This window comes from Arthrobacter castelli DSM 16402 (assembly GCF_000430705.1).
Taxonomy (GTDB): Bacteria; Actinomycetota; Actinomycetes; order Actinomycetales; family Micrococcaceae; genus Arthrobacter_C; species Arthrobacter_C castelli.
Window position 1 is genome coordinate 17,825 of the sequence record NZ_AUMN01000010.1, and the last position, 15,794, is coordinate 33,618.

Consider the following 15,794-nt stretch of genomic DNA (forward strand, 5'->3'; position numbering starts at 1 on the left):
TCTCCCTCGAGGTGGAATTGGCACGGGACGACACATGGGCGTTCACATCTGAGTTTCAGAATAGTTGCCTCATTCTACTTCCGGTAGTTCGCTGTGGGAACGAAAGGGGAGGGTGGGAACGACGACGGCCCAACGCGAGCGGCACCACCCAGCTGTCGCTGGCTGGTCCGAATAGCGATAGGCATTTCTATGGCTGGACGCGTCGACGGATGTGACTATTCGAAATGTTCGCGAGTTCCGTCAGCAGGTCCTTCACCCGAATGTCTTGGATCTCGGTGAGCGCCTCGTTGATGAGGGTTGAGACCCCGATGCTGTGGGTGTCTGGGCGTCAGCTAACTAAATCAAACGCACACAGGGGACCATTCGACCGGGCAAGTCTGGAATCGCAGGTAATCAAGTCCCCATCGAGCCGTTCGGCCAGCGCCACATACGCGGCGTCGTACGGGGTTACTGTGTCGCGGAGTTGCCACATGCGATCAATCATCGGTGCCAACGGCATGCGGCGAATGGGGAAGCCTGCAAGATGCTTGAGTGCGCGCGGCATAGTTTCGGCCAATGCCGGGTTGCGGCGGGTGACACCACGTAATGCGGAGACTACCTCCGCATCCAAGTGGGCCGGGGCGAACAGGGTGTTACCGGCCGCGAGGCGGTCAGAGACCGCGCTTCGGCGAGGATCATCGGCGGCATAGAAGGCAACCAATACTGAGGCGTCGACCACGGTCAGGCTCACGATGCTTCGCGAACCTCGCGTACTGCCGCAGCTGCATCATCCAAAGTCACACCGGTGCCTTGGGGCGCGGGGTAGTCCGCGATGTAGTCGTTAAGATGCTCAACCTGGGCCATTTCGGCAAGTCGTTCGATAATGAAAGCATTGAGCGATTGACGGTTGTTAGCGGCTGCCTGCATCAAGGTGTCATACACGTCGTCGGGTACATCACGCAGATTCATCCGTTTCATGGCGCCATTATGGCACCAATTACGGCATGAGGACAGACTGTTCCGCGCCGCACGGCGGTGGCCGGTATAGACCACCCGGCCATCGCCCATCACGCCAGCCTCAACTGGACGGGCTCCAGCCTGTCTTGGCGAGCCAGGCGGGCAGGTCCCATGCATCAGGCGAGATAGACCGCGTGGCGGCGAAGTCGGCCCGGTAGGCGGGCGTCTCCGCGAACCAGCGGAACATGCGCTGTATGTCGTCCTGACCGTCGAGGACCTCGAGCGGAAGCGCCTCGTAGCGGGCCGGGAGGCCTGTATGTTCGGCGAACGCGGCCGCGATTTCGCTGCCGGTTCTCTCGTCCCCGGCGATTTCGACCACGCCCCCGCTGACAGCCGTACCGAGCAGGGCGGCCGCGGCGACCTGGCCGACGTCGCGCACGGCAACCATCTGCAGCGCGATCCCGTCCGGAAGCGGCAGCCGGACCACGACCTCGCCGTTCTCAACACTCGCCGATGCCAGATTCTCCATGAAGAACACTGGGCGGACGATAGTGCTCGCCGGAGACAGCGTCTCCAGGTGCTCTTCCACGCGGCGCTTGCTCTCGAAATGCGGGACGCCGGACTGTCGTTCCGCCCCGCCGACCGAGTCGAACACGACGTGCCGGACCCCGGCCGCGGCGGCGGCGTCCGCAAGGGTGATGCCCTGGCTGGCCTCGCCGTCGGCCTCCTCGCCAGAGTGGCCGCCGATGGTGGTCATGAAGAAGAAGGCATCCACGCCGGCAAGCGCCTTGGACAGCGAAGGTGGGTCCTCGACGTCGGCATAGGCAAGTTCGACGCCGCGGTCCGCGAGGGCTTGCGCGCGGTCAGAGCCGGGCTGGCGGACGAGGCCGCGCACAGTGGCGCCTTCTTCAAGCAGGGCGTCGATGACGGCGCTGCCTTGATTGCCTGTGGCGCCGAAAACGGCAATAGTGGGGTTCACTGGGGTGTTCATAGTTGACTCCTTTTGTGTTGGTGCCGGAGTAAGCATTAGCCGGCTAAGTATTATTCCCGGGGAGGAACAATGAGTACGAACGGTGCCGAGACCCCGGCACGGAACCCGGAGGCGAGCGGCCCGGTCAGTTCACTGATTCCTGCCGTGGCAAGGGCCCACCGCGCCATCGCCGCTTCGCTGCTGCGCGACCTCAATCTCGCCCCAGGGCAGGAGTTGCTGCTGATGATGTTGTGGGAGCGCGAACCCCGGCACCAGGCCGAAATCACCCGGGAGCTGGCAGTCGAACCGCCGACGTCGGCAAAGATGCTGGCGCGGATGGAGCGCGCCGGCGTCATCACACGCGAACGCTGCGAGGACGACCGGCGCGTGGTTCTGGTGTCACTGACCGAAAAAGGCCGCGGACTGCGTGAGCCGGTCCGGGCGGTGTGGAGCGCGCTTGAGGAACGTACGACGGCGGGTCTTTCAGCCGAAGACCAGGAGCAGCTGACCCGGCTGCTCAACGTAGTGCTGGCGAACGTCACAGCGCATCGCGACTAACGCGGACAAGCACGGCTGAAACACGGTATTGACGCGATTTCCAAGGCCCCGTCATTAAATGTCAGAGCCCGCTGTTACTGTTTGATCCAGCAACACACGCCGGGTTTTTCGAGGGTCCCGGCGGGCAAGTCCCGGGAGATGCAGGGGCCGCTGTCTCAGGCGTTATGGCGCCGGATGGCCGCTGTTTTTGCCGGGTTCATATTCGAACAGTTGGGGGAACTGTGAGGGATCATAATCTGGCCGGGGCGATGCCCGTCCGTGTTGAGACGGTACATGCCGAAACCGCTGAGACGATCATTCGGCTGCTGACCGGAACCGAACCTGTGACGGTGGTGCTGGAGGGCAGCAAGGGGTCGGGCAAAACCACGTTGGCTGCTGGTGTTATGCGAGCGCTCGACGATCGCTTTATGGCCCATACCGTCCGTGGCACCGCACCGGGCAAGGCCATGGGGCTGTTCGCCATCGAGCATCTGTTGACCGATGGCGCGGGAAGTGTTGTCGAGGCTGCTGACAATCTGCCGGCACTTCTCGGCCGGTTCACCGCCACCATCAGGGCGCAATCGGCAGGCGCGCTGCCGGTGCTGTGGGTGGACAATGTGGAACTGCTGGACCCGCAAAGCGCGGCGTTGCTTGCGATGCTTGCGGGTACTGGGAGCATCAGGATGCTGGCCACCTGCCGGTCCATCGATGACGTGGACGCGTTCAAGTCCCTGAGAGCCGAAGGGCTGATCGCGTGCCGGTCCGTTCCCGCTCTCGAGCCGGAGCAGTCGCGCCAGGTGCTGGAGTCCAGGCTGGAGGGGCCGGTGGCCTCGGCGATGGTCTGTTCGTTGCATGCTTTTGCCGGCGGGAACCCGCTGATGCTGCGGCTGTTGGCGGACCATGCACGGGAGAACGGCATGCTTCACCGCGACCAGGGCGCCTGGAATGTCAGCGGACATCTCGTCGAATCCATGACGGCCGGTTCGTTGAGCGCCGGGATGCGGATCCTGGCCGGTGACCTGACGCCGTCGGAGCTGAATGCGGCGGAGATTCTTGCCGCAGCCGGCCATGTCGACATCAACCACCTGCTGCAGTTCATCGACGGGTCCGTGCTGGAAGCGATGTGCGACCGCGGGGTCATCACTCTCGGGCGCGGCCGATCCGGAGATACTGAAGCAACCTTGGCCAACGACGCTTTGGGACACATTATCCGGCAGACCATGCCGCGGGATCGGGCCGGGAAGATCTGGGAACAGACGGTCACGCCTGCCGGCTCTGAACACGCTGCACGGCCGACGGCGGGCCAATTGCTTTGGGCTGCACGGCTCGACTTAGGCGTTACCGACACTCAACTGACGGCAGCGGCCGATGAAGCCCTGTTTGCTTGTCATCCAGGGGTGGCTGAGCGGTTGCTCGGATATGTCAGCGCCGAAACCGCGCCGGTGGTGCGGCTGCAGGCCGAAGCGCGGTATCTGCTCGGCGATGGGAAGCGGGCCGCGGTGCTGGTTGAGGAGGCTGTTTCCAGGGCACAGGCCGACGGCGACGTCGCCACCCTGGCGCTCGCGGCCCTGCTGGGGCTGTTGCTGGGAACCCGGCAGGAAGCTGTCGCCATCGCGGGGTTTGCGGCACTGGAGTCGATGCTCAGCTTGACGACTTCCGGAGATTTCCGTCGCGTCATCGCAACCTATGATGAGTCGGGGTTCGACGGCGGGGGAGTTGGCGGCTGGGCTCTTGGCGACGGGGGCCTCGACTCCTCCGCCGACGGGATCGATCCCACCGGTGAGGCGAATGACACCGCCGCCGGCGGGGCCGGCACCCCACACGGCCCCGTGGCGGAGATCCCGTGGCTCTCACGGGTGCTGTGTGCTCAGGCGTGCGCGATCGTTGGCGAGCAGGAACGGGCCGCAGAGCTGATTGAGGCAGCGCTGGCAGTGCAGGGCGGCATCCGTTCGGCCGTGCTGGCCGGCCGGGCGCTGACGGTGTGGTGCCGGGTGCTGTTCCTGGCCGGTAACTGGGAAACCTGCCGCCAGGTGTTCGATGCGGAGCGGCGGGTGCGGCCGGGACGCATGCTGCACAGCGACGGGGAACTGGAGGCGTTGGAAGCCCTCGTGACGCACCGGGCAGGCGGGTCTGCCGGGGCATTGTCGCGCTCCGGTTCCGGGCTCGATGGTTTCGGCAGTTTCGTCTGCGCCGCTGCTGGCGCTGCTGGCGCTGCCGGTGCGGCGGATGCAGCCGGGGCGACCGGGGCGACTGGTATGAGCGCCCCGGTCGTCGCCAATGCGCACCGGGAGTTGGCCGGGCGCCATGGGGTAGCGCGAGAGGCCGGCCCCAGAGTGTACATCGCCGGGACTGTCGTGCTGCACGCCATGGGAGTCGGGGACGCGGGGAGCTCGTTCTTTGGCGTGCCGGAGCCCGAACTGAAGCAGCTGTTGCGCTTGGCCGAAACCAACGAGGGCCATCTGGCAGCCCGGTACGGTGCGCTGGCTGCCGGACTCTTGGGAGCAGACGCAGCTGCCCTGCTGGAAGCGGCCCGCCTTGGCCGCGCAGCAGGCGACGAGTTGCTGGCCGCCAAAGCAGCGGCTGCCGCGGCGTCGCTGGCCGGCCGGAAGCAGGATCGGGACGTGATGCGTGAGGCCCAAGGCATCATCGCCGATCCTTCTCAGCCGTCGTCATATGCATCCGGAGTGTTGGATGGGCTGACCGGACGGGAGCGGCAAGTGGCGTCGCTGGCCGCATCAGGATCCAGCAACGCAGACATCGGTGCGGCACTGACGATCTCGGTCCGCACTGCCGAGCGGCACTTGCAGAACGCGTACGACAAACTGGGTGTCAGGGGACGGGCCGAACTTGCCGACGCGATGGAGGCCGAACTGGCAGGGGTGGCCGGGGCATGACTTCCGCAGTGAGCCAGGCCGCACAGACAGACGGAGCGGCACCACCGGTGGGGCTGGCCGGAGTCGCGCACCGGGCCGCAGCCACCCTGACGGATTCCACCACCGCCGGTTTGCTGCTGGCCATTCCTGCCGGCCTTGGAGCTGAACCGCTGCTACGCAGCATCCTGGATGCCACAACGGTTCCGCATGTGGCGGTCCGGGGCATGGCCGGACTTAAGGACATGGAGTTCGGAGCGCTTGCCCCGTTGCTGAGCGCGGAGGCGTCCCTGAACTGTCCGCTGGAAGTGCTGGCCGCCGTCCGGAGGCATCTGGCCGAACAAGCCGGCGACGGGCCGGTCATCATCGTGGTCCGGAACGCGGCCGACCTGGATGATGCAAGTGTCAATATCCTCGTCCAGCTGTGTACCGGTCCCGGGGTCAAGCTGTTGCTCCATACCCGCTCCCGCGGCTGCCTTCCCGATGGGTTCGCCCTGCTGGCCGCCGATGGGCGGCTCGCCGCAGTGGACACGCCCGAACTTCAGGCGCAGGAAATCCAGGCCTGGTGCCGCGCCGAAACGGGCACTTACACCCCGTATGTGACCGCGTTGGGCCTGCAGCACGCCACCGCCGGCAACCCGGTGTTCCTCTCGTACCTGCTCCGGGACGCCGCAACCGGACCGCAAATGCGCGTCGATGAAAACGTCCATGTCCTCGAGCGGCGGCTGGCACCGTCGCCAACGATGACCGCCGACGTCGTCACTCTGCTCGACGGTTACTCTGATGCCGCACGCGAGGTGCTCACCGCCGTTGCACTGGCCGGAACGCTGGACCTGTGCACCCTGCGGACAGAGTGGGAGGCGGAGGTACTCAACAACCTGTTGCTGGAGAAGGTCTTGGTCCGCACCTGCGACGGGGGCGAACGGGTCAGTGTGCAACCGGCGTTGCTGTCGGAGGCGATTGCGGCAAGTGTCGGCGTATTCACCCGCCGGGCGTTGTGGCAGCGGCTCGAACCGCAGCTGAAGCATGCGACGGCAGCCGGAGCCGTACTGGCCCGGGTGCAGTGGCAGCTGTCCATCGGCGACCGGCCTGCCGCCGGGGATTTAGTCTCCGCGGCGGCCACTGCCAACCGCATGGACGACCCCCACACTGCTATGGCGTTGCTGGATGAGCTCGACGACGACGCGCCGGGTTGGGCAGGGATGGTGCAGCGGGCGCGTGCACTGTTCTATCTGGGAAGCGTGGAAGCGGCCCTGCAGTGCGCGTCGAAACTGGTGGAACCGGATCCGCACGACGCTGATGGCCTTAATGACTATGACCACTTGCTTACCTTGTTGGCCCAAATCCGTTTGTCGACCGGCAAGGGCGCAGAGCTGTTCGGCGCCGCGAGCCGTCGGTGGAAAGAGGCGGTCACCGGCGGCGCTGCGGCAGGGGAGCGGCAGCTGATGATGCTCTCCGCCGTCGAGCAATTGGCATCGGGTGTTTCCTGCCCGACGGCGCTCGCCGTCCAGCTGCCCGGGCTGCCCGAGGGACCGGAGCTGCCCGGGCTGCCTGGGTTGCCCGGGCGGCCTGGGTTGCCCGGGCGGCCGGATGACGGCGGACGGGAGGCAGTCATCCGCCGTCTGTTGTTGGGTGAGGCCGCCGCATGCTCCGGGGATATCGCGGTTGCCGCCGACCATTTGAGCGCCGCCCTGGAGAGCGTGCTGGCGGATGACGACCTGCGGAACTACGGGGTGTATATCCTGATTCGGCTGTTCCTGGTGCTGTGCCTGGGCGGGTACTGGGACAGGCTGGACGACTGGTTGGACCGGTTGGAGCTCCATGCCGCCCCGTGGCTGACGCAACTTGTCGGACTCGGTGAGCTGACTGCCGGGATCCGGATGCTGCAGCAGGGCCGCCCCGGTGACGCGATGGAGGCACTGCATGCCGCCGTCGTCATCCTGCGCCACCGCGACACCCGGCAACTGCTGCCGCTGGCCACCGCCATGGCCGCCTGCGCCGCCGGGATCTGCGGGGACGCTGAAGGAGCGGCCCGGTATCAGCAGGAGTTCAGCAGCTTGCCCTCTGCAGGGGTGCCGTTCGCGGCGTCGTATGCCAAGGCCTTCGCCGCCGTGGCTCGCACGCCGGATTTGGGCCCGGAAGCGGTCAGTGCGGAACTTTCGCGGTTGCTGGCGCAGGCATCCGATGCCGGTGCGCGGCGGTCGGAAATCGAGATCACCGCGCTGCTGTTCCAATTCGACCGCAGTGTGCGGCCGGGACGGCTGGCCGGGCTGACCACCGGGGTCGAAGATCCCCGGGCGAAGGCGTTGCATGCGTATGCGCTGGCTCTGGAAACGGACGACGGTGCGGCCCTGTTGGAGGCCGGCCGGGCAGCCGCTCAGCTGGGGCAGGGCCTGATGGCTGCCACGGCGTTATCGCGGGTGCTCCTGCAGGCGGGCCACGGACGGCACCGGGTCTCACCTGATGCCATGGCGCTGCTCGGCCGGCTGCATCCGCAGGCACAGGAACTCTATCCGCGGCTGCTGGAGCTGCGCACCCGGTCGAAGCTTACCGCACGGGAGAGGGAAGTCGCCGCCGGTATTGCCACCGGCCGGACGTCGCGGCAGCTCGCGGCCGACGCCGGTGTTTCCGTGCGGACGATTGACGGTCACGTGCACCGCATCATGGGCAAGCTCGGCGTGAACTCGCGCAGGGAACTGTAGGGCCCCGTTTCCTATCCGCTTGCTTCGCGAAAGTCGTGATCGATGCTTCTTTCGAGACGTGATGCTTTCTCATGCTCACGCTGCCTGCGGCGTTGAAGGTGACGGTCCAGGAAAATCTCCCCGACGAAAAGTGGGGCTACCATCGCCACCGCTATGGCGAGACTCCAGCCCCAGCTCTCATCGATGACGACGACAACGGCACAGGCCGCCAGGATCACCGGGATCTTAAGGAGTTTCAGCTTTTCCACCGGTCCAATCTACATGCGCCGCGGTCTGACGTGATGAACCGGCAAAAAGGCAAGGAGATCGAACTCCCTGCCATTCTTAATCTATAGCTCACAGGGGGCCTTGCCGCAAGGCCCCCGCGGTGCCGCAGACTGGAGCGCGTACAAACCTGCGGACTTGGGAGCAACGGATGAATGAGCATGCGGTAGTGATCGCCGGAGGAGGCCCGACCGGCCTAATGCTGGCGGGTGAGCTGGCGTTGGCGGGGGTCGACGTCGCCATCGTCGAGCGGCGCGTAAACCAGGAACTGGCCGGTTCGCGCGCAGGTGGTTTGCACTCGCGCACCATCGAGATCCTTGACCAGCGAGGAATCGCCGGGCGCTTCCTCGCCGAGGGCCAAGTGGCACCGATGGTCGGCCAGTTCTGCGGGGTTGGCTTGGACATCAGCGGCTTTCCCACCCGGCACCCTTACTCGCTCGGGCTTCGGCAGAACCACATCGAGCGTCTGCTGGCGCAGTGGGTCAGCGAGCTGGAGGTGCCAATCTACCGCGGCGACGAGGTGACGGGGTTCGTGCAGGACGACGACGGGGTCGACGTCGAGCGCTCCGGCGGCGAACCGCTGCGGGCGCAATACCTCATGGGCTGCGACGGCGGACGCAGCCTGGTCCGCAAGGTGGCCGGCATCGGATTTCCCGGGTGGGATCCGACCACCAGCAGCCTGATCGCCGAGGTCGAGCTGGCCGAGGAACCGCAGTGGGGCGTCCGCCGCGACGCCGTCGGCATCCATGCCCTCGGCAGGGTGGATTACGAAATCCGCGACGGCGAGATCATCTATGCGAAAGAGGGGCCGGTGGGGGTCATGGTGACCGAAGAGCAGGTCGGAGCCACGGCTGAACCGACCCTGAGCGACCTTAGTGAGCGGCTCACCGCTATCTATGGGACCGATTACGGGGTCCACAGCCCCACCTGGATTTCCCGGTTCACCGACACTACCCGGCAGGCTGCTGCCTATCGCGACAGGCGGGTTCTGCTGGCCGGCGATGCCGCACACGTGCATTCGCCGGATGGCGCCCAGGGCCTCCAACTTGGCCTGCTGGATGCGGTGAATCTGGGATGGAAGCTGGCCCAGGTGGTCAACCTGACAGCTCCGGACAGCCTGCTGGACACTTACCACGCCGAGCGGCATCCGGTCGGCGCCCGTGTGCTGCGCACCTCGATGGCGCACGTCGCACTCCGCCGCCAAAACGCCCGCACGGACGCCCTGCGTGACACCATCGCGAAGGTCCTGATGGGCGAGGAGTCGCGCAATCGCTTCGCCGCGATGATGTTCGGGCTGGACGTCCACTACGACCTCGGCGAGGGGCACCCGCTGCTGGGCCGGCGCATGCCGGACCTCGACGTCGTCAGCGCCGACGGCCCACTGCGGGTCTACACCCTGCTGCATGACGCCCGGCCCGTGCTGCTCAATTTCGCCTGGCCCGGCGGCGTCGATATCGCGCCATGGGCGGACCGTGTCCAGTTGATCGACGCCGAATTCGACGGTCCCTGGGAACTCCCGGTGCTCGGGGCTGTCACCGCTCCGACCGCCGTACTGGTCCGGCCCGACGGGTACGTCGCCTGGGTGGGAGAGGGGACTGTTTCCGGGCTGACGGACGCCCTCACCACCTGGTTCGGGCCACCCGCTGAGGTGGCTAAGTGATAACTGGCGCCCGGCCGCAGCAATAGGAATCCGCACGCCAATCCGAACTGAATACGGTGTGCCCGGGCTTGCTCGACATTACTCTGGGGTGATGACAACGTCGTTTGATGGGCGACCGCTCGCCGAGCTGATCATCCGGCCCGCTGCACCCGACAGGTGGGACGACATCGTGCAGGTGTTCGGTCGACGTGCGTCGAACCCTGATTCCTGTTGGTGCCAGCGGTTCCGGACGCATGACGAGCCGAGCAACCGGGACGCTCTGCAGGGTGAAGTCGATTCGGCAACTGTACCCATCGGTCTGCTGGCCTACCTTGATGATGTGCCGATTGGATGGACGAGAGTCGTGCCGCGAGCCACACTTCCCGGGATCTTGAAGAACCGGGCGCTCCGGCGGGTGCTCGACGACGATCCCGATGGGTGGTGGGTGACTTGCTTCGCCGTTCGTCCCGAACATCATGGGATAGGCGTGAGCCTGGAGCTTCTTCGCGCTGCCGCCGAACAAGCTCGTACTAATGGAGCATCCGTTTTGGAGGGGCATCCGGTCGATGTGAAGAGGCTGCAGGCATCACGAGTCTCCGCGTCGGCACTGTTCACCGGCGTGCTCACGACGTTCGAATCCGCCGGGTTCCGCGAGATCGGCCGGACCTACCCAAGCCGTCCCGTCATGCGCCTCCAACTCCATTCCGGTGATCCGGATTGAGGTTTTTGAAGTAGCGTGCGACGGCGCTACGTACCTGAAAACGCTCAAAGTCGGGTAGTAAATGCGTAGATGTTTCCCGCACTATGTCGCCTAGGTTGTTCCTGACGCCGCATTCCGATGCGGAATTGGGGAAAGACCGGATCTTCGGAACCGGCCAAACAATTGGGGGATTGTTTTCATGGGGAAACGACGGTACGCGAAAAGCGGACTGGGCTTCCTGCTGGCCTTTGCGTTGATGACCAGCGCGGCGCCGGCAGTAGCCGGCCCGGCGGAGGAGTCGGACGCCGGGCAGCAGGGGGATGCTGTCCAGCGGGCCGGGACACAGCAGGAAGCCGCACGTTCTGTGGCAGGCGCTGCCACCACGGAGCCGGCAAAGATGGGAGCTACTCCGGCTCCTGCCGCCGAATCGTCGACGGCAACCGGCTCGACAGCGCCGGCCGGTCCAACGCCTCCGGTAGAGGAGGCTGTGAAGACGGAAACAGCGCCGTCGCCCCGGCCAATGACGACGTCGGCCGGGACCGGGCAGCTCGCGAATCCCGCTCCCGGGCAACCCGCCGCACCTTCCGCCGAGCGGTCGAGCGGACCGGTTGAGGCTCCCACGCAAGCCGGCCTGCCGACGTCGTCCGCGGAAGAAACAGCAGAACCCGCTCCGGGGCCCGAGGATGTTGCAGCCGATCCTGTTGCGGCGAAGCCGTCGGAAATCACCGTGAAGGTGTACAAGATGGTGACCGGCCTGGACGGCGGCACCGAGGGGGCCGTTCCAAAATCCGGTTGGACATTCTCGCTTGACGGACGGTCGATCAAGAATGCCAACCGCAGCGCCACCACCAATGGCAACGGGCTCGCGGTGTTCTCGGGGGAAGCCCCGGGAAACTCAGGCAAGGCAAACGTGACGATCTCCGAATCCGGTGCATCAATGTCCGACTACGAGCTGGTCCAGCAGCACGGGCAGAATGCGGTCTGCCGCGCCGGCGGGGAAGCGATTGACATCAAGAACGCCGGCGAAACCGGATTCCGGATCAAGGTTGTCGGCGGGGAACCGGTCACCTGCACCGTCTACAGCAAGCCGCTGGCAGCGGAGCTCACCCTCGTCAACGAGGTCAAGAACGGCACGGCCGGAACCGCGTCCCCGTCAGGTTGGAAGCTGACCGCAACACCCGGGACGACGTCGTCGGACGCCGTCACGGCCACCGGGACTGCGGATGGCCACACCTTCGAGGTGGCCCACGGGACCTACGAACTGAGCCAGAGCACCGGTCCGGGCAACTACACCTGGCTGTCGCTGGCCTGCTCCACCGACGGCGGCCCGGCTGTGAATATCGAGGACTTCAGTATCACCCTCGACGCCGGCACGGACACCACCTGCACCTTCACGAACGCATACCAGGGCATCGACATCGATAAGCAAGCCTGGGACACCGCCGACGTTGGAAGCGGCTACCCCGCTGCGCTGCTCGAGTTCGGAGACGGCGCCCTGGTCCCCTTCGGGGCCACCGTCACCTGGACCTACACCGTGACGAACACCGGGGGATCGGTGGTCAACGGCATCACTGTCGACGACGACAAACTCGCGGCCGCCGTCACCTGCCCGGAATCGGCGCTTGAACCGGGCGCCTCGATGATCTGCACGGCCGCCGGGCAACTCACCGGCTGATTGCTTCGGCGACAAGAGGTTTCCACCCGGGCACGGCGCCTGCTGTGCCCACCAACCGGCTCCATCCGGGGCCACATCACAGAAATGAGGAGAAAGATGAACACCACCACTCGCACCAACAAGGGGACGATGAGCAAGGCCACCAAGGGAGTCGTGGCCGGAGCACTGGGCTTCGGACTGCTCGCCGGTGGAACCACCTTCGCTCTCTGGAGCGACGACGCCACCATGGACGGCGGAACGATCAACGCGGGCACATTGGACGTTTCCACAGGCGGAGACCGCACTTGGCACGACGTCAGTGATGGCGCCGCGCCTACGGCGGACAACGTCATTGATCCGGCCAACTTCCTGATCGTCCCAGGTGACACTATCCAGTTGACCGACCACCTCACGATCGAGACGAAGGGCGACAACATCAAGGCCAAGCTCTCGGTGGTTTCGGATGGTTTGACGGGGGCGCTGGCGGACGCCGGTGCCACGGCTGACTACACGGTCAAGACTGCCAGTGGCGCGGTCATCGCCCAGGACAAGAGCCTGGCCGATGCCACTGCTTTCCTGCCCAGGACAATCAGCGGAGCGCACACTGGCACGTACACCATCGAGGTGGACGTGGAGTTCCCGGACGTTCCGAATCAGGATCAGGTCGGTATCAACACCCAAGCTGTGCTGGACGGCCTGGCGTTCAAGTTGGAACAGGTCCGCTGACCGCTTCTGCGCATGAACCGCGGCGGCGGGAGGCCGTCCCCAATCGGCCCCGCCGCCGCCCTTATCACTTTCATCACCAACCTTCACGACTTTCGAGAGGCAGTCCGCAATGAAACGCAGCTTGGCAGCCGGCACGGTGCTGGCCTTCGGTGCGGTCTTGGGAACTGGAACCGCGGCAACGTTCGCTTCATGGCAGGACCAAATCACTATCGATGTCAGCATCACGGCCGGATACATCCACTTCGCCGTGGACGATCCAAACTCTGACCCGGCCGCCTTGAACCGCATCGATCGTCCGGGTCAGAGCCTGACCTGGACCGTTCCGGAGAACGTGCTGGACAACCTGGCCCCGGAGCAACCCCAGTCGGCCGTCGTCCAAATCGACGCCCAGTCCCAGGGCAACCGAGGGCTCTCCTACACGCTCGATGGGGCATCCGTTGCGGGGGACAATTCCCTGACCAGTGCCGCAACCGTGACGATCACCGCCGTCGGGCATCCCGGCAGTTGCGGGACGGGTTCTTCGGCGCCGGGGCCAGTCCTCTACGAGGGGCCGATCCAGGGGGCGGCGACCGAATCACGTGAGCTCGTCACATCTGAATACACCGATGCACCGTGGACCAATCCGGAAACCGAATACCTGTGCCTGGCCTTCACCGTCCCCGACGGCATGGGCTCCTACACCAACGAAGGAACGGTTACCGGCACCGCTGAAGGCGGCCTCGAAGCCGACCAAAAGGTCACCGCAACGGATACCTGGTCCGGCCGCAGCGGCCCGTCCCAAGCAGCCCGAAATGCAGACGTGACGCTGACCTTTAGCTACGAAACCTACCGGCCGGGGGAGGAGCCATGAGCGGGGTGATGGCCGGAGGATCCGCAGCTGCCACTGACGAGGCTGAACAGCCACAGGACAGACCGAAGCAGCACCGAATGCTCCACGGGGTGTTCCGCGGCATGCTCTTCGCGGTCGCTGTCCTGATCATCGCGGTCTGCGCGGCCGGCTTCGTCGTCCCGCGTTTCATCAACGCCGTCCCGCTGGCCGTCTTGACCGGCTCGATGGAACCGACCTACAGCCCGGGCGACCTGGTCGTTTCCCAGCAGGTGGACGCGGCCGACGTCGAAATTGGCGACGTCGTGACGTTCCAACCCGAATCCGGCGACCCGACGCTTGTCACCCACCGGGTCATTGCTAAAACGGTAGGCGCCGAAGGCACCACCATCACCACCCAGGGTGACGCAAACGGTGCCGCAGATGAACCCCTTGTGCCGGAACAGGTCAAGGGCGAAGTCATCTACTCGGTGCCTTATCTGGGGCATGTCAGCGCCGCGCTGGATGCCGGAACCAAGAGCCTGCTGGCAGCCGGGGCCGGTGTTGTCCTGATCGGGTACGCCATTTTCACTGTGGTCGGCGCCGGGAGGCGGCGTCGGCGGGAAGCGAGCACATCATGAAACGGCTGCCATTGTTGTTGACTCTCGTCCTGGCCATTACCGGGGCGGCCTTCACCGGGATTGCCGGAACCGTGCCGGCCGCTGCTGGCCAGGGCGCCGACAGCACCGTGACCATTCCGCTGGGCGGAGAGCGCGACGGGTCCGACCGCCTCGCCATGCCGCTGTTCGAAGCGGCCGGCATCGTCCCCGGTGATTCCGGGACACGGACAGTGGCAGTGAGGAACGATGGTCCGGCCAATGGGGTGTTGACGGCCAGTATCATCAACGTGGAATTCGGTGGCGACCCCGCGGATCCCTTCTACGAAGACCTGCTGCTCAACGGTGAACCAGTGTCCGGCTACCTGCACCGGGAAACCACCGTGTTGACGACGTCGCTGGACCGTGGTGAGCGTACGACGCTCGACTTGTCCTATCAGTTCCCCGAAGATGCTGTCAGCGGCAACAATTCAGACGGCACCATGAATGTCAGCTTCGACGTCCTGCTGCAGATCCGCGAATCGCCGGCAGATTCGGGTCCGGGCGACGAATCGCCGACTGCGCAGGAGCGTCCTGGCCCCGGGGATCGGGCGGCCGGTGGGACGCAGGGCCCGGTTGACCCACCGGACGCAGGGACGTCGGCCGAGGGCAGCGACCACCCAACGACGGCGATCCTTGCAGGCGCACCTGAACCCGACGATGACGGGTGGCCGGCCTCGACCGATGGCCCGCTCGCAGAAACCGGAACGGACATCCTCTGGATTGCGGGAGCGGGATTGTTGCTGACTCTGGCAGGGCTGCTACTGATCCGGCGTCGGCGCGACCATACAGGCACTGATGGTGGCTAAACTCCCTCCGCGCTGCTGCCTTCATCGATCGCACTCAGCGGCGTAGATTCCGGTAGGCCGAGGCGGACAGCGGCAGGAAGGCCAGCACGATCAGCACGGGCCAAACGACGGCCAACACCGCAGCGTTCTCAGCGAACCATGATTGGCCGGCGAAGCTGGGATTGCCAAACAGTTCGCGGACTGCGCTTCATGGACGCAGAGCGATTCGGGTATGTCGGACGCCGAACGGTGGGCCGTCGTCGCACCTGTTCTGGAGCAGGTGATGGACGACGGCGAACTCGCCCTGGCGGGGCGCGTCGGCGGCGCGGTCGGTGCCGCGTTCGATTCAGCCGTGGCGCCGGAGCATATCCTCGCTTTCGGGATCGACACCATCCTCGACGGTATCCAGGCGCGCATCGATCGGGGGTAGCCCGGTGACAGCCGCGGCCAGCCGGACGGGGCAGCCGGGGAGCCGGGGAGCCGGGGCGCAGCCTTGCCTCCTGCCCCGGCCTATTGCCAGTTACCCGCCGCCCGCATAGCATCCATT

At 65.7% G+C, this 15,794-nt stretch carries 15 protein-coding genes; 11 read left to right on the top strand and 4 right to left on the bottom strand.

From position 1 onward, the window contains the following. Positions 1-328 precede the first annotated feature (328 nt). The 3 genes from H535_RS0112025 to H535_RS0112035 all read right to left on the bottom strand — a co-directional run bounded on the left by H535_RS0112025 (position 329) and on the right by H535_RS0112035 (position 1,927). Positions 329-730: a type II toxin-antitoxin system VapC family toxin gene (locus H535_RS0112025; protein WP_051299115.1), complete on the bottom strand. Its 402-nt coding sequence runs from the start codon at positions 728-730 to the stop codon at positions 329-331. Continuing rightward, entirely contained in the window at positions 727-957 is a 231-nt protein-coding gene (locus H535_RS0112030) for a hypothetical protein (RefSeq protein ID WP_035769395.1), read from the bottom strand. Before H535_RS0112030 ends, H535_RS0112025 begins: the two co-directional genes overlap by 4 nt. 100 nt (positions 958-1,057) lie before the next feature. Then, entirely contained in the window at positions 1,058-1,927 is an 870-nt protein-coding gene (locus H535_RS0112035) for an NmrA/HSCARG family protein (protein ID WP_026819749.1), read from the bottom strand. Positions 1,928-1,996: 69 nt separating this feature from the next. Here H535_RS0112035 and H535_RS0112040 point away from each other — a divergent pair, with 69 nt between their 5' ends. The 3 genes from H535_RS0112040 to H535_RS0112050 all read left to right on the top strand — a co-directional run bounded on the left by H535_RS0112040 (position 1,997) and on the right by H535_RS0112050 (position 8,015). Continuing rightward, complete coding sequence (locus tag H535_RS0112040; RefSeq protein ID WP_026819750.1) at positions 1,997-2,464, top strand: MarR family winged helix-turn-helix transcriptional regulator; 468 nt, start codon at positions 1,997-1,999, stop codon at positions 2,462-2,464. Positions 2,465-2,685: 221 nt separating this feature from the next. Continuing rightward, on the top strand, positions 2,686-5,337 hold the full coding sequence (locus H535_RS0112045; protein ID WP_155838671.1) for a helix-turn-helix transcriptional regulator: 2,652 nt from the start codon (positions 2,686-2,688) through the stop codon (positions 5,335-5,337). After that, positions 5,334-8,015 (top strand): LuxR C-terminal-related transcriptional regulator, encoded by a 2,682-nt coding sequence (locus H535_RS0112050; RefSeq protein WP_026819752.1) that lies wholly within the window; start codon positions 5,334-5,336, stop codon positions 8,013-8,015. Before H535_RS0112045 ends, H535_RS0112050 begins: the two co-directional genes overlap by 4 nt. Positions 8,016-8,026: 11 nt before the next feature. Here H535_RS0112050 and H535_RS25075 read toward each other — a convergent pair whose 3' ends face one another. Continuing rightward, entirely contained in the window at positions 8,027-8,263 is a 237-nt protein-coding gene (locus H535_RS25075; protein WP_035769397.1) for a hypothetical protein, read from the bottom strand. A 167-nt stretch (positions 8,264-8,430) separates the two neighbouring features. On the opposite strand from H535_RS25075, the gene H535_RS0112060 reads away from it, so the two are divergent. The 8 genes from H535_RS0112060 to H535_RS25090 all read left to right on the top strand — a co-directional run bounded on the left by H535_RS0112060 (position 8,431) and on the right by H535_RS25090 (position 15,677). Then, on the top strand, positions 8,431-9,939 hold the full coding sequence (locus H535_RS0112060) for an FAD-dependent monooxygenase (protein ID WP_026819754.1): 1,509 nt from the start codon (positions 8,431-8,433) through the stop codon (positions 9,937-9,939). A 91-nt stretch (positions 9,940-10,030) separates the two neighbouring features. Continuing rightward, positions 10,031-10,639, top strand: a complete 609-nt coding sequence (locus H535_RS0112065; RefSeq protein ID WP_051299117.1) for a GNAT family N-acetyltransferase — start codon at positions 10,031-10,033, stop codon at positions 10,637-10,639. Between the two features lie 178 nt (positions 10,640-10,817). Beyond that, positions 10,818-12,293, top strand: coding sequence for a DUF7507 domain-containing protein (locus H535_RS0112070; protein WP_026819756.1), 1,476 nt, complete (start codon positions 10,818-10,820; stop codon positions 12,291-12,293). A 96-nt stretch (positions 12,294-12,389) separates the two neighbouring features. Then, complete coding sequence (locus H535_RS27785; RefSeq protein ID WP_051299119.1) at positions 12,390-12,998, top strand: alternate-type signal peptide domain-containing protein; 609 nt, start codon at positions 12,390-12,392, stop codon at positions 12,996-12,998. Positions 12,999-13,107: 109 nt separating this feature from the next. After that, positions 13,108-13,848 carry a SipW-dependent-type signal peptide-containing protein gene (locus tag H535_RS0112080; RefSeq protein ID WP_026819757.1) on the top strand — a complete coding sequence of 247 codons (741 nt, stop codon included), beginning with the start codon at positions 13,108-13,110 and terminating at the stop codon, positions 13,846-13,848. After that, the gene (locus tag H535_RS25085) at positions 13,845-14,444 is read left to right on the top strand and encodes a signal peptidase I (RefSeq protein WP_051299121.1); all 600 of its coding nucleotides are present in this window, start codon (positions 13,845-13,847) and stop codon (positions 14,442-14,444) included. The genes H535_RS0112080 and H535_RS25085 overlap by 4 nt, the downstream gene beginning before the upstream one ends. Further along, a complete protein-coding gene (locus H535_RS0112090) occupies positions 14,441-15,268 on the top strand; it encodes an LPXTG cell wall anchor domain-containing protein (RefSeq protein WP_026819758.1) in 828 nt (275 codons plus the stop codon). The genes H535_RS25085 and H535_RS0112090 overlap by 4 nt, the downstream gene beginning before the upstream one ends. A gap of 142 nt (positions 15,269-15,410) precedes the next feature. Continuing rightward, on the top strand, positions 15,411-15,677 hold the full coding sequence (locus H535_RS25090; RefSeq protein ID WP_035769400.1) for a hypothetical protein: 267 nt from the start codon (positions 15,411-15,413) through the stop codon (positions 15,675-15,677). The last annotated feature ends 117 nt before the right edge of the window (positions 15,678-15,794 follow it).